Source organism: Bradyrhizobium sp. cf659 (genome assembly GCF_900113725.1).
Classification (GTDB): Bacteria; Pseudomonadota; Alphaproteobacteria; order Rhizobiales; family Xanthobacteraceae; genus Bradyrhizobium.
The window spans coordinates 1-14,273 of sequence record NZ_FOQJ01000018.1 but is presented as its reverse complement, the minus strand read 5'-3'; the positions used below and the strand labels follow the sequence as shown (position 1 = coordinate 14,273).

Sequence of the window (14,273 nt, the reverse complement as noted above, 5' to 3'; positions counted from 1 at the left end):
GTGCGTTGAGGGACCGGGCTGCTACTGGAAGCCCAATATACGACGTATTGCACGCCCGGGGGAACATGCCTCCCGCCTCGGAATATCCTTAATATCGTGGTTCTCGGCCTGCCCTTCCCGCCGGCTTTATGACGTTTTGACGCTCGTCCGCCGCCGGGCCGGGATCGTCATGGCGGCGACGCCGAGGACGACGCAGGCGAGCCCGATCCAGGCGGTCCGGCTCAAGGTCTCGCCGAGGAAGGCGACGCTGATGGCGACCCCGATCGGCACGCGCAGATAGGCCTGCGCGGTGGTCCCGACCGAGCCCAGGGTCTGGATCAGGCGGAAATAGATCGCGAACGCGGCCGCGGTCGAGAACACCGCGAGCGCGAGCAGCGCCAGCACGGAACTCGGCGACGGCGACAGCGTCCAGGGCTGCTCGACGACCAGCGCGGCCGGGATCAACGCCGCCGCACCCGCCAGCAGCGAGCCGGCGGCGGGCGCCATCGGGTCGAGGCCCTTAAAACTGCGGCCGAAGATCGCAGCGCAGGCGTAGCAGATGGTGGCGGCAACGATGACAGCCTCCGCGACGAGGCCGTTGCCGATGCTGTGAAAGGCATCGACGCCGACGATCAGCAGGATGCCGGCCATCCCTGCCACGACGCCGAACAGCTTTCGCGGTGTCGTCACCTCGTGGCGGGTCACGACCGCCGTGAGCAGGAAGGTGAAGATCGGCCCGGCCGAGTTGAGGATGGTGGCGAGCGCGGCATCGACATGGCGCTCGCCCCAGGCGATCAGCGTCCAGGGGATGACGCTGTTGAGCACGGCCTGGAACGCGAAGCGCTGCCAGGTCACGGCATCCGTCGGCATTTTGATGCCGCGCGCCCACATGACGACCAGCAGCAGCAATCCCGCAATCGCGGTGCGCGCCGCGATCAGCGTGATCGGCGGGATGGTGGCGACGCCGAGCTTAATGAAGGTGTAGGAGCCGCCCCACAGCGTTGCGAGCACGACCAGCAGCGCCAGCTCGACGGCGATATTGGTGTCCTGCCGGTTGTCCATTCTGCGCCCCGTCCATTCGCGATGGACGGAACCTAGCGCGTCCGCAGCAGGCAATACTTCGCTGCGTGTCGAAGTGTATTAGCCGACTGCGCCGACCTCGAACACCTCGCCGTCATAGCCGGCCTCGCGGGGAATGCGGAGCTGGCGGCCGGTTTCGGTCTTGGTCATGACAGGCATCACCGTGACGATGGACATGCCGCGGGCGTGCTCCAGCGCGGCATCAACGCTGCCCTGCTTGGCAAGCCGGATCAGATTGCGCGTGGTCGGGAACGGTAGTTTGAAGCGGCCGCTCTCGCCGCCCTCCACCGCCTCGCGCGGCGAGACCCAGATCGAGTCGGTCGACTCGCGGCCGTCATGCGCGCCGAGCTGGTCCGGGGGCGCCGCGGCCAGGAAGAACCAGGTGTCGAACCGCTTCGGCATGCCCTCGGGCGTGATCCAGTGTGCATAGGGCACGAGCGTGTCGAGCGCGAGCTGGAGGCCGTTGTCGGCGAGGATGCTGAGGAAGCTGATCTTGTGCTCGTTGAGCGCGACGCGATGCTTGTCGGCGAGCTCGCCGGCACGCCTGGCATCGATCGGCGTGCCCGAGTCCTTCGCGCGCGCCAGCAGGATGCCGCTCTCTTCAAAGGTCTCGCGGATCGCGGCGATACGAAAACCGCGCTCCGCTTCGCTTAAGACTTCGCCACCAGAATAGAGGAAGGCGCGGGCGACGATCTCGTTGTCGCCGGCATCGACGCTGCCGCCGGGAAACACCAGCGCGCCCGAGTTGAACTCGATCTGATGATGGCGGACCATCATGAAGACCTCGATTTCCTTCGCGGCGCCATCGCGCAGCAAAAGGATCGTCGATGCCGGGCGTGATGCTGATGTCTCGGCCATTCAGCTAACCTGCGGCGCTGGATTGCGGGCCAAGATTGGCCCGCTTGTCGACGCGGGCAACGCGCGACAGCAGGTACTCGACCTCCGCCTTCGCCGTCGCCGTGATGGTCGCGCCTGGCTTGCGCTGCGCGCTGGAGGCGATGATGCCGCGCTTCTGGAGCACGTATTTGCGCACAGCAAGGCCGGCGCCCGGCTGCTGCTCGTAACGGATCAGCGGCAGATGCGCGTCGAACAGATCATGCGCGGCATCGCGCTTGCCGGCCTTGGAGAGGTTCACGACGTCGATCAACAACTCGGGGAACGCATAGCCGGTCATGGCACCGTCAGCGCCGCGCTCCATCTCGAAATCGAGGAACGTGCCGCCATTGCCGCAGAGGATCGAGAGCGGGCGGAGCGAGCCGTCCTTCTGGAAGCCGCGCAGTGTCGTGATCTTCTCCAGTCCCGGCCAGTCCTCGTGCTTGAGCATCACGCAATTCGGATTGTCCATGACGATCTTGCGGATCACAGCCGGCGTGAACACCACCTGCAAGGTCAGCGGATAGTCCTGAAGCACCCAGGGCACGTCGGGGCCGATGGCCTCGGCCGCCTGCTTGAAATAGCCCACGATCTGGTCGTCGGTGCGAAGCGAGGGCGGCGGCGCGATCATCACACCGGCCGCGCCCGCGTCCATCGAGGCTTTCGCCAGCGAACGCATGGTGGCAAATCCCGGCGCGGAGACGCCGACGATCACCTGCATCTTCTTGGCGCGCTTGACGAAGCGCACCGCCACCTGCTCGGCCTCGGCGGCATCGAGCTTCGGCGCCTCGCCGAGGATGCCCAGCACCGTGACGCCGTCGCAGCCGACCTCCTCGTAGAAATCGGTCAGGCGGTCGATCGAACGCTCGTCGATCCGGCCATCGTCGTGGAACGGCGTCGGCGCGATTGCGAAGGTGCCCTTGGCGTCGGCGGTCAGTTTCATCAGTCTCTCTCTTTCTCCGTCATTCCGGGGCGCGCGCAGCGCGAACCCGGAATCTCGAGGTTCCGGGTTCGGCTCTTCGAGCCGCCCCGGAACGACAACAACAGCTAAAACCGCCGCGCCCCCATCTTGATCTGCTCCTCGGAGAAGAAGATCTCCTTGGCATGATCGGCGATGTCCTGGGCCTTCCAGCCCGAGTGCGGCGGTTTCCAGCCTTCCATTTCCATCATCCGCATTTCGCGCACGCCGCGGGGCCCGGACACGCCCAGCACCTTGCCGGTCTGGTCGCCCGACAAGTCGCTGACCATGTATAGCACGGCCGGCGCGATGCCGTCCGGCCCCAAGGCCGCCGAGGGGTTCTCCTTATAGCGGGGAAGGTCTGCGGTCATGCGGGTCAAAGCGCCCGGGGCCAGCGTCCAGATCCGGATGTTGTATTTGCGGCCCTCGATCGCCAGCACGTTGGACAGGCCCCAGATGCCGCCCTTGGCCGCGCCGTAATTGGTCTGGCCGAAATTGCCGATCAGCCCTGATGTCGAGGAGGTGTTGACGATGACGCCGCCGCCATTTTCCCGCATCCAGCGAAACACCGGCATGGTGCAACAAAAGGTACCCTTCAGATGGACCCTAATGACCTTGTCCCAGTCGGCCTCGGAGGCCTTGGCGAAGGTCTGGTCGCGCAAGATTCCGGCATTGTTGACGAGGATGTCGGCGCGGCCGAAGTGCTCGATGGCGTCGTCGAACACCGACTGGCCGCCCTCCATGGTGGAGATGTCGGCGCCGTTGGCGACCGCCTTGCCGCCCTCCGCCTTGATCGCGTCCACCACGAGCTGTGCCATCGACTTGTCGGCACCGGAGCCGTCGCGGGGGCCGCCGAGGTCGTTGACGACGACGGATGCCCCTTCCCGCGCGAACAGCTTCGCATAGGCCTCACCGAGCCCGCCGCCCGCACCGGTGATCAGCGCAACCTTGCCCTCGAGTAGTCCCATGGTGGCTTCTCCCTGTTTCTGTTTCTTGCTTCGCCTCTCCCCGCTTGCGGGGAGAGGCCGGAAATCAAGCGCAGCTTGGTTTCCGGGTGAGGGGGAGTCTCCGCGAACTCGACTGTGACCGTCCCCGGGGAGACTCCCCCTCACCCCACCCTCTCCCCGCAAGCGGGGCGAGGGAGCGAACCGCCGGTGCCTCCCTAACCCAGCACCGTCCTGCCGTTCTTGATCACGGTTACGCCGCGCGACTTCACCTTGGCTTCGAACGAGACCACGTTGCCGTCCTTCCAGAGGTCCATGGTCACGGTCTCGCCCGGATAGACCGGCGAAGAAAACCGCGCGACATGCTGGCGGAAGGCGGAGGCGTCGTAGTCGGCGTAGGTCTGGAGCACGCCGCGGCAGGTGATGCCGTAGGTGCACATGCCGTGCAGGATCGGACGCGGGAAGCCGGCTTTCTTGGCAAACTCGGGATCGCTGTGCAGCGGGTTGCGGTCGCCGCACAGGCGATAGACCAGTGCCTGGTCGGGACGCGTCGTGATGTCGATGGTCTTGTCGGGGCTGCGCGAGGGGATCTTGTGCGGATCGGGCTGGGTCAGGTTCGGGCCGCCAAAGCCGCCATCGCCGCGGGCAAAGCGCGAGGCGACGAGCGTCACCAGCTTCTCGCCCTGCTCGTTCTTCAGCACGGTCTGGTGGCTGATCACCACGCCCTTGTCCTTGCCCTTGTCGTAGACCTCGAGCACCGTGGAGTCGGCGGTGATGTGCGCGGCCACCGGCAGCGGCTGGTGAAAGGTGATGTCGCGCTCGCCATCGACCACCATCACGCGGTTGAGGTTCATCTCGCCAGGACCCGAGCCCCAGGCAGCAACGGAGGCGAAGGTCGGCACCACCTTCAGCGGCCGCGGCGTCAGCGTGCCCTCGTTGACGAAGGCGAGCTCCTTCTCGTCCATCGGATCGGCACCGAGCCCGATGCCGTAGGCGTAGAGCATCACCTCGCGATCGCTGTAGGCGTATTTCTGGCCGATGTTTTTCAGGCCTTTGAGTTCTTCGTATCTGGCGGACATGTTGTTTGTCTTCCTCCCGAGTTTCTCATCCGCAGGCGGCGATGCCCGCTAATGTGCCCTCTCCCCTTGTGGGAGAGGGCAGCACCGCTCTTGCAACAAACTCACTCGGGTGAGGGGTTGGCTCCGCAGTGACACATTTCGTGTGGAGAGAGACCCCTCACCCGGCAGCCTTCGGCTGCCACCCTCTCCCACAAGGGGAGAGGGTTACAACTTTGTTTCGCGTCAGACCGGCGTGAAGAACGGCAGCGGCGCGCCGTCGGTCGGCTTGAACACCACTTTCACCTTCTGGCCGATCTTCAGCTTCTCGAGATCACAATCGACGAAGTTGGTCTGCACCGACGGACCTTCCTTCAGCGTGACGTAGCCGATGGCATAAGGACCGGTCGGCGACTTCCGCATCAGGCTCCAGGTGTAGATCGTGCCCTCGCCCGAAGCCTCCTCCCACACCGTCTTGTCGGAGTAGCAGAACGGGCAGATCGAGCGCGGGAAGTAGTGCGCTTCGCCGCACGCCGTGCAGCGCTTGATCATGAACTTGCCCTGCTTCGCGGCGTCCCAGAACGCGGCGGTTTCGGGGTTCGTCACGGGAGCTGGATACTTCTTTGCTTCGCTCATCACACGCGCTCCAGAATGGCCGTCGAGGCGGCGTGGCGGACGCCGAGAAGGCCGCCGGTGCCGTGGGCGATGGCGAGATCGCAGTTCTTGACCTGCACCTTCGGATGCGCCTCGCCGCGCAGCTGCCTGACGGCCTCGATGATCTTGGTCATGCCGCCGCGGTTGACGGGATGGTTGCTGCACAGCCCGCCGCCGTCGGTGTTGAACGGCAGCTTGCCGACACCCGAGATCAGATTGCCGTCGGCGACGAACTTGCCGCCCTCGCCCTTGTTGCAGAAGCCGAGGTCCTCGAGCTGCATCAGGACCGTGATGGTGAAGCTGTCGTAGATCGAGGCGTATTTGATGTCCTTCGGCGTGATGCCGGCTTCCTCGAACGCGCGCGGCCCGGACCAGATGCCCGCGGAGTAAGTGAGATCGAGATCCTTGCCGCCGCGCGGGCCCTTCATCGCCTCGCCATGGCCGATCAGCTTGACCAGCGGCTTCTTCAGGCTCTTGGCGATCTCCGGCGTCGTCACGATCAGCGCGCCGCCGCCGTCGGAGACGACGCAGCAATCCATGCGATGCAAGGGATCGGAGATCATCGGCGAGTTCAGGACGTCCTCGACGGTGACGACGTCCTTGAGCATCGCATGCGGATTGTACTGCGCGTGGTGCGAGGCCGCGACCTTGATCCAGGCGAGCTGCTCGGAGGTGGTGCCATAATCGTGCATATGACGCATGGCACACATGCCATAGGCATTGTGCGTGGTCGCGCCGTAAGCGGACTCGAAATCAGCTTCGGCGCCCGCCGCACGCGGCGGCATCACGCCGGTGCGCGGCTTGCCGGCCAGCGTGATCAGCGCGATCGAGCATTTTCCCGCGGCAATTGCTTCGGCCGCATGGCCAAGATGGATGATGTAGGAACAGCCGCCGGTCTCGGTGGAATCGACGTGGCGGAGTTTTTTCGTGTTCAGGCCGAGATAATCGACCATCGGCCAGGCGCCGCCGGGCGCGTCGCCCGCGCAGAAATAGCCGTCGACATCGTCCTTGCTGATCCCGGCATCCTCGATCGCGCCCTTGGCGACCTCGGCATGGAGCTGGGCGGTGGATTTGTCCGGCGCATGCCGGGTCGGGTGTTCGTAGATCCCGGCAATGTAGGCCTTGCCCTTGATGGTCAAAACGTCAGGTCTCCGCGCTCGCGTTTCTTCTTGCTCCGTTTTTCTGAACCGCGGTGACCTGATTGGCAAGCGCGGAAATATTCCGTCGGGCGAGAGGGCAGCGGCTTGGCGCAACTTGGTTCGCTTAACCCGTCATCCTGAGGTGCGAACCGTGGGGCGCGACGCGCCACATGGTGAGCCTCGAAGGATGAACGGCCGAGATGCAGCCGGGCCGTCGCCCTTCGAGGCTCGCTGCGCGGTGCTGCGCACCGCCCTGCTCGCACCTCAGGGTGACGGCGATGGAGCGCTCCTCCGCCTCCGCATCGTCATTGCGAGCGCAGCGAAGCAATCCAGACTGCCAACCGCGGAGAGATTCTGGATTGCTTCGCTGCGCTCGCAATGACGGAGTTCGTGGGCACGGACGGCGCTGTTTCAACTCAAAACTGGCTCGTAGACACACCCCCGCGTCCTCGCGGCATGTCCTGCCCGAGCCATGCTTCCGTCTTGCTCCTCTGTCGGAACAGAGGGCGCAGGGAAGACCGGGTGCCGGCCGGGCACCCACGGTCCGCTGTGCGCGAATTGCGCGAAGAACAGATGCACAGCGGCATACAGGTGCAGCCAAACAACCGGCCTTCCCTGCGCAGTGGCTTTACGGCTTATGTCGTGCTCTCCCCGGGGAGCGATGCACTATTGCCCCCGTCGCCTTGCGAGCGATCGCAAGACTTGACGCACAGACCCCGGGCGTCAGGACCACACGATTTTGCCGTACGCGAGACCGCGCCCGTCGTGCCGCGAGACAATCGCTCGCGTGACGCAGCCCGCGTCCACCGCCGCTCACCCCGCGTTTCGTGACGATCGCGATACGCCCCTTTGAGAGGGATGAGGTGGCAGCCAAATACGACAATTCCGAATTTCGGTAAAGCTGAATATTTTTGCGCGCCCGGATTGACCCATGGCGTGGGTGTTTTGCCCGACGGGCAACACAGGGGACGGTGTCGTCGGTCCGGGAGTCAACCGGAACGTCTCAGCCTCCAGAACGAGCCAGCAGCTTCGAAATTCTGAACTCGGCCGCTCCGGCACCAAATAAGCCATCGCCGTCCGATCCTTGTAGGTCGTCGTAACCCAAAAGGGGCTCCGACACGCTACTTATCGGATCACTGTCGGTGTAGCGAATCAACCAAGCTCTTTTCGATATGGGATCTCGCCTGACAAAGTCGGGGATGGGCCAATCCGCTCGACGCCAGAGCGGCACCTTGCCAATGACCGTCCAGCGCCCCTCGATCAAACCGAGATCTCCGAAGCGCAATCTGGCGACAGCACGATCAGGATGAAGCTCATCAAGTGTCGCCGATGCCGCCTCTTCGAGAGGCGGACCAAAGAAATATTCGACCAGGACTCTCCCCCGCCGGGCCGATCGCGCCACCACACCACGAGCAAATCCTTCGTTTCGAAGTGGCAGCACAAATACTGAGCCTTCTTCGTAGGGTAGCGTCATTTTACTATCCATGGCGCTTTGCGCCTTTGCCTACCCTACGAGACCTTGCGTAGTCCCTGCCAGTTGCCGTCCGTCAGGTCGGGCTGTGCAGCGCGGGCTTCGGCAGATGCTTCCGCGGCCCAGGGAAAATGACCGTCGCGATCGGGGTACACGAGGTGGAGACACTCGAACTCGTCATTGCCATAGAACCACCTGCTCCAGCCAAGGTAGTTTGGGTATTGCCGCAACGACACCGGCAGAAAGACCGCGGCGACGTTCTGAAAGACCGCATCGGTCGGCTCGCCGATCGGCGGGCGCCGCCCTGCCTCAAGCTCGCGATAGATCGTCCAGAACGTATCCTGAGCGGTCTGTTGCCGCATCGAGAACAGGATCACCTCCGGAAAGCCAAACTTCAGCCAAAAGCCGGTCGTGTAGATGAAGCCCGGCCCCTCGCTGTCGGGCATGACATGTGTGCCGAACCAGCCGTGGTTGCGAATTTTCTCGACGAAATTCTGCTCGTGTTTATCGAGCCGTTCGGTAGGCGCATCAAGGGCTGTGAACATCGCTCGCGCACCCTGTACTGGGAGAAGCGCGGATACGATTACCAAACCGCCCGGAACGGGTAAACCGCCAGTCTACTGCCTTGTAGTGGGCGTAGCCCGGATGGAGCGAAGCGTAATCCGGGGTCCTCGCCTGCGGTTGCAACTGTCCCGGATTGCGCTTCGCTCCATCCGGGCTACGGGCCCTACTCCGCCGCGATCTGCCTTGGCGCGGGCGGCGGGCTCGCCAAGTCCGCGGCGAGCTGGGCGTAGCGGGCCTTGGCGTCGGCGACGGCCTTCTCCTTCACCGGGCCGTAGCCGCGGATGCGGTCGGGCAGCGACAGCAACTCCACCGCGGTGTCGATCGTGACCGGCGACAGCAGGCCGAGCACGGTGGCGACGTCCTTTTCGTAACCCACGATCAGATCGCGCTCGAGCTTGCGGTCGGCGCTGCGGCCGAAGATGTCGAATGGCGTGCCGCGCAGGAACTTGAATTTCGCCAGCACGCGGAAGACGTTCAGCATCCACGGCCCGAAGGCGCGCTTCTTCGGGCGGCCCAAGGCATCGACGCCACTGGCCAGGATCGGCGGCGCGAGATTGAAGCTGAACTTGAAATCGCCCTCGAACTGGTCGCGGAGCTGCTGCTCGAAAGTGCCGTCGGTGAAGAGGCGCGCGACTTCGTATTCGTCCTTGTAGGCCAGCAGCTTGGCATAGTTCACCGCGACCGCGCGCGGCAGCGCGTCGTCATAGCCACCTTGCCTCGCGGCATCGCGAACCTGGTCGACCAGCTTGCGATAACGCTTGGCAAGACGGTTATTCTGATAGGCGGTCAGGTGCTTGGCGCGGTGCTCGACGATCTCATCGAGCGTCATCGCATCCAGCGTCTTGGGCGCGATAACCTCATCCGTTCCCTTCAGCATGCCTGCAAGACGCTGGGGATCGGCGACCGCGAGACGGCCGAGGCGGAAGGCTTCCTTGTTCATCTTGATCGAAACGCCGTTGACCTCGATCGCCTGCTCGATCGACTCCGCTGACAGCGGGAAGAGGCCCTTCTGATAGGCATAGCCCATCATCATCATGTTGGTGGCGATGGAATCGCCCAGCAGCTGCTCGGCCGGCTTGGTGAAGTCGAAGAAGACCGAGTCCTTGTGCAGCGCCGTTTCCAAGAGTCCGTTCAGCTTGCGGGTCTGGAAGTTGAAGTCGCGGTTGAGGACGAAGTCGGCGGTGGGAATGACGTGGCTGTTGATGATGCCGCGGGTGCGGCTGGTGTCGCAGAGCGAGATGGTGTCCTTGGCGACCGCGACCACCTCGTCGGCGGCAAGCACGAGATCGGCCGTGCCGGTGACGATGCGCGAACACGTCACCTCGGCCGGATGATCGGACAGCCGGACATGGCTCAGCACCGCCCCGCCCTTCTGCGCGAGGCCCGACATGTCGAGGATCATCGAGGCCTTGCCCTCGATGTGGGCGGCCATGCCGAGCAGCGCGCCGATGGTCAACACGCCGGTGCCGCCGACACCGCCGACGGCGATGTTGTAGGGCTTGTCGAGCGTCGGGCGCGAGGCCGGCTCCGGCAGCGCGCCGATCTCTTCAAGTTCGGCCGGCGCACGATGGCGCGGCGCGCCCCCGTCGACGGTGACGAAGGACGGGCAGAAGCCCTTCACGCAGGAATAGTCCTTGTTGCAGGACGACTGGTTGATGGCACGCTTGCGGCCGAACTCGGTCTCCAGCGGCTCGACCGAGATGCAGTTCGACTGCACCGAGCAGTCGCCGCAGCCTTCGCAGACGGCCGGGTTGATCATGACGCGGCGCGCCGGATCCTCCATCAGGCCGCGCTTGCGGCGGCGGCGTTTTTCGGCCGCGCAGGTCTGCACGAACACGATCGCCGAGGTGCCCTTGTACTCGCGGCACATCTTCATGACGTTGTCGAGCTCGTCGCGGTGATACTTCTTCACGCCGGGCGCGATGGTGTCCGCGGGATAAGTGTCGGGCGCCTCCGAGACCAGGTAGATCTCGCGGATGCCCTCGGCGTGGAGCTGGAAGGTGATCTGCTGCGGCGAGAGATCGCCGTCATGGCGCTGGCCGCCGGTCATGGCGACCGCGTCGTTGTAGAGGATCTTGTAGGTGATGTTGGTCTTGGAGGCGACCGCCTGGCGGATGGCGAGCAGACCGGAGTGGAAATAGGTGCCGTCGCCGAGGTTGGCGAAGATGTGGTTCTCGTTGGTGAAGGGCGCGATGCCGACCCACGGCACGCCCTCGCCGCCCATATGCGTGAACGTCTCGGTCGAGCGGTCCATCCACAGCGCCATGAAATGACAGCCGATGCCGGCAAGCGCGCGGCTGCCTTCGGGGACTTTTGTCGATGTGTTGTGGGGACAGCCGGAGCAGAAATACGGGGTGCGGGAGACGGGTGCGACCGCCTGCATCTGGGTGGCCTGACGGCCGTTGAACCAGTCGGCCTTGACGCGGAGCATCTCCGCGATCTCGGGGTTGAGATTAAGTCGGAGAAGTCGCTCGGTGAGCGAGGTCGCAAGTGAGGCGACGCTGAGCTCGGCGGCGAAGGTCAGGAAGCGCTTGTCGTGCTCGTCCATCTTGCCGACGATGCGCGGGCGGACGTCGTCGCGCCAGTTGAACAGCTCCTGCTTGACCTGGTTCTCGACGATCTCGCGCCGCTCTTCGATGATGAAAATCTCTTCGAGCCCGACCGCGAACTGGCGCACGCCTTCCGGCTCGAGCGGCCAGGGCATGCCGATCTTGTAGAGGCGGAGACCGATCTTGGCGGCGACCTCCTCGGTGATCCCGAGCTCGCGCAGCGCTTGCCGCACGTCCTCATAGCTCTTGCCGGACGCCATGATGCCGAAGCGCGCGTTCGGCGAATCCATGGTGACGCGGTTGACCTTGTTGGCGCGCGCAAAGGCGATCGCGGCAAAGCCCTTGTAGTCCTGGAGACGGCGGTCCTGCTCGAAGCGGTCGTCGGGCCAGCGCAGATTGAGGCCGCCAGGCGGCAGCTCGAAATCAGGCGGGATGATGAAGGGCTTCATCTCGTCGGTGAGGTCGATCTCGGCGGTGGTCTCCACCGTCTCCGTGATCACCTTCATGCCGACCCAGCAGCCCGAGTAGCGCGACATCGCGATCCCGAGCAGGCCCATCTCGATCATCTCGTGGATGCTGGACGGGTAGAGATACGGCATCAGCGCCGACATGAAGGCGTGGTCGGACTGATGCGGGACGGTCGAGGATTTTGCACCATGGTCGTCGCCGGCGAGGCACAGCACACCGCCGTTCTTGGCCGAGCCCGCGGCATTGCCATGGCGGAACACGTCGCCGCAGCGATCGACGCCGGGGCCCTTGCCGTACCAGATGCCGACCACGCCGTCATATTTGGCGCCGGGCGAGAGGTTGAGCTGCTGCGAGCCCCAGACGGCGGTCGCGGCCAGGTCCTCGTTCACGCCGGGCTGGAACTTGATGTTGTACTGCTCGAGATGCTTTCGCGCCGCAAAGAGCTGCTGGTCATAGCCGCCGAGCGGCGAGCCGCGATAGCCGGAGATGAACCCCGCGGTGTTGAGGCCATTGGCGCGGTCGCGCCGGATCTGGGCCATGGGCAGGCGAACCAGGGCCTGGATGCCAGTGGTGAAGACGTGTCCGGTGTCCTGGGTGTATTTTTGATCGAGACTGATCGGACCCTGGTTGATGCCCATGCTGTCCTCTTTCCACGCCCTGTTCAGGTCTTTGTCACTTAACGTCGCTTAAGCCGTTGCCTGCCCGTTGTTTTTAGCTAGGGCACGCCGACCATCTCCGCCACTCTATGTCGGATATTTAACGCTCCGCACCACAAATCTGGACCAAAGGGAGCGCCGGGTAAAAATCGCAATTTCGTGGCTGCAAGGCGTCAGGCATTTTCAATTTGTGTCACGATACCCCCGCCGTCGCGAAATGAATTGACGCCCCTTTCACGCGGGCGACGTCGAATGGTCGCAGGAGAGGCTTTCGATGCGGACGATTCTGGCTGGCCTGGCTGTTGTGGGTTTGGCGTTGTGCAGTGCGGTTGCGAGCACGGTCCGTGCCGCCGAGCCGTCGCCGGAGCTGATCGCCTACGGCAAGACGCTGGTCGAGGCCGGTGACTGCGCGGGCTGCCACACCGCCGATCCGGCAAAGCCGTTCGCGGGCGGAAAGCGCATCGATACGCCCTTCGGCGCGATCTATGCGCCGAACCTGACGCCCGACCGGGACACCGGGATCGGCGGCTGGGCGGATGCCGATTTCACCCGCGCCCTCCGCTATGGCGTCGCGCCCGACGGCTCGAACTACTATCCGGCCTTCCCCTATCCCTATTTCACGAAGATGACGAAGGACGACACGCTGGCGATCCGCGCCTATCTCGGCACGCTGGCGCCCGTCGTGAGCCGCAACAAACCGCCGGAGCTGCGCTGGCCGTTCGGTTATCGCGGCCTGATGCGGATCTGGAACACCATGTTTTTCAAGCCCGGCCTGTTCGAGCCGGACCAGAGCCAGAGCGCGGCCTGGAATCGCGGCGGCTATCTGGTCACCGGGCTCGGCCATTGCGGCGCCTGCCATACGCCGAAGAACTATTTTGGCGCCGACAAGCAGGCGCAGGCATTGTCCGGCAACGAGGTCGGCGGCTGGTACGCCCCAAGGCTCGATGGCGCGCCCCGCACCGGGCTGAAGTCGTGGAGCGTCGAGGACATCGCCGAATATCTGCAGGGCGGCCGCAATGCCAAAAGCCATGCCGACGGCTTGATGGCGGAGGTCGTCGTCAACTCGACCTCGAAGATGAGCGACGCCGATGTGCGCGCGATCGCGGTCTACCTCAAGAGCCTGCCGCCGGCGCGGCGCGAGACGATCGTGACGCCGCCCGACGAGGCCACGATGAAAGCCGGCCAGGCGGTCTACGCAAAATTCTGCATCGCCTGCCACGAAGCCGACGGCACAGGTAGCCCGCGCATCTATCCGCCGTTGCCCGCCAATGCGCTGCTGCAATCGGTCAATCCGTCCTCGACCTTGCGCATCACCCTCGACGGAGCCCACACCGTGACGACGCCCCGCGCGCCCAACACCGGCGAGATGCCGGCCTATGCCAAGCAATTGTCCGACGAGGAGATCGCGGCGGTGACCAACTACATCCGCAACTCCTGGGGCAATTCGGGCCCGCTGGTGACGCCGGCGCAGGTGGCGAAGGCGCGGAAGCAGGAGCCGTAATTCCCGCGCCGCCGCGAAGACGGTGCGCTCCCTCGCCCCGTTCTTACGCAGGGCTGTCCGGGGAATGATTCACTGTGTCGCGGAGCATGCCCGGTTTAACCGGCGTGAAGCAGGTACTTTCTGGTTGTCGAGACTCAGAAGGTGACCGGGCATGCGGTTTAGCGATAGCATTTTTGGAAGGCTCCTTGAACCGATCAATCGGCGGCAATTTCAGGCTGCTGTGGATCGTGTGGACGGGGATGCCTACGACAAGTCGTTCAAGAGCTGGGATCATTTGGTCGCGCTGATCTATGCGCAACTGAGCGGTCACGCCAGTTTGCGTGCCGTGGTGACGGGCTTCAACGCCAACCCTCAGCACCACTATCATCTGGGAACGGGCAAG

Annotated in this window: 12 protein-coding genes; 2 read left to right on the top strand and 10 right to left on the bottom strand. The window is 64.4% G+C overall.

Going from position 1 to position 14,273, the window contains the following annotated elements; all coding sequences use genetic code 11:
• Window positions 1-126 precede the first annotated feature (126 nt).
• From BM118_RS38260 to BM118_RS38210, 10 genes are all read right to left on the bottom strand, one after another.
• Window positions 127-1,041 (bottom strand): DMT family transporter, encoded by a 915-nt coding sequence (locus BM118_RS38260; RefSeq protein ID WP_092192960.1) that lies wholly within the window; start codon window positions 1,039-1,041, stop codon window positions 127-129.
• A gap of 78 nt (window positions 1,042-1,119) precedes the next feature.
• Window positions 1,120-1,917: an NUDIX hydrolase gene (locus BM118_RS38255; RefSeq protein WP_092192958.1), complete on the bottom strand. Its 798-nt coding sequence runs from the start codon at window positions 1,915-1,917 to the stop codon at window positions 1,120-1,122.
• Between the two features lie 4 nt (window positions 1,918-1,921).
• Complete coding sequence (locus BM118_RS38250) at window positions 1,922-2,875, bottom strand: dihydrodipicolinate synthase family protein (protein WP_092192956.1); 954 nt, start codon at window positions 2,873-2,875, stop codon at window positions 1,922-1,924.
• Between the two features lie 104 nt (window positions 2,876-2,979).
• Window positions 2,980-3,858 carry an SDR family oxidoreductase gene (locus BM118_RS38245; RefSeq protein ID WP_092192954.1) on the bottom strand — a complete coding sequence of 293 codons (879 nt, stop codon included), beginning with the start codon at window positions 3,856-3,858 and terminating at the stop codon, window positions 2,980-2,982.
• Window positions 3,859-4,052: 194 nt separating this feature from the next.
• Window positions 4,053-4,913, bottom strand: coding sequence for a MaoC family dehydratase (locus BM118_RS38240; RefSeq protein ID WP_092192952.1), 861 nt, complete (start codon window positions 4,911-4,913; stop codon window positions 4,053-4,055).
• A gap of 222 nt (window positions 4,914-5,135) precedes the next feature.
• On the bottom strand, window positions 5,136-5,525 hold the full coding sequence (locus BM118_RS38235) for a Zn-ribbon domain-containing OB-fold protein (RefSeq protein WP_092192950.1): 390 nt from the start codon (window positions 5,523-5,525) through the stop codon (window positions 5,136-5,138).
• Window positions 5,525-6,682 (bottom strand): thiolase domain-containing protein, encoded by a 1,158-nt coding sequence (locus BM118_RS38230; RefSeq protein WP_092192948.1) that lies wholly within the window; start codon window positions 6,680-6,682, stop codon window positions 5,525-5,527. Before BM118_RS38230 ends, BM118_RS38235 begins: the two co-directional genes overlap by 1 nt.
• Before the next feature lie 1,003 nt (window positions 6,683-7,685).
• Complete coding sequence (locus tag BM118_RS38220) at window positions 7,686-8,156, bottom strand: immunity 26/phosphotriesterase HocA family protein (protein ID WP_177235052.1); 471 nt, start codon at window positions 8,154-8,156, stop codon at window positions 7,686-7,688.
• 35 nt (window positions 8,157-8,191) lie between these two features.
• Window positions 8,192-8,698 carry a DUF4262 domain-containing protein gene (locus BM118_RS38215; RefSeq protein ID WP_092192942.1) on the bottom strand — a complete coding sequence of 169 codons (507 nt, stop codon included), beginning with the start codon at window positions 8,696-8,698 and terminating at the stop codon, window positions 8,192-8,194.
• 182 nt (window positions 8,699-8,880) lie between these two features.
• Window positions 8,881-12,372: an indolepyruvate ferredoxin oxidoreductase family protein gene (locus tag BM118_RS38210; protein ID WP_092192940.1), complete on the bottom strand. Its 3,492-nt coding sequence runs from the start codon at window positions 12,370-12,372 to the stop codon at window positions 8,881-8,883.
• A 292-nt stretch (window positions 12,373-12,664) separates the two neighbouring features.
• Between BM118_RS38210 and BM118_RS38205 the strand changes: the two genes are divergently transcribed.
• Both BM118_RS38205 and BM118_RS38200 read left to right on the top strand, forming a co-directional pair.
• Entirely contained in the window at window positions 12,665-13,891 is a 1,227-nt protein-coding gene (locus BM118_RS38205; RefSeq protein ID WP_092192938.1) for a c-type cytochrome, read from the top strand.
• 151 nt (window positions 13,892-14,042) lie between these two features.
• Window positions 14,043-14,273: DUF4372 domain-containing protein (locus BM118_RS38200; protein WP_143099594.1), on the top strand; the 231-nt coding region annotated here is incomplete at its 3' end.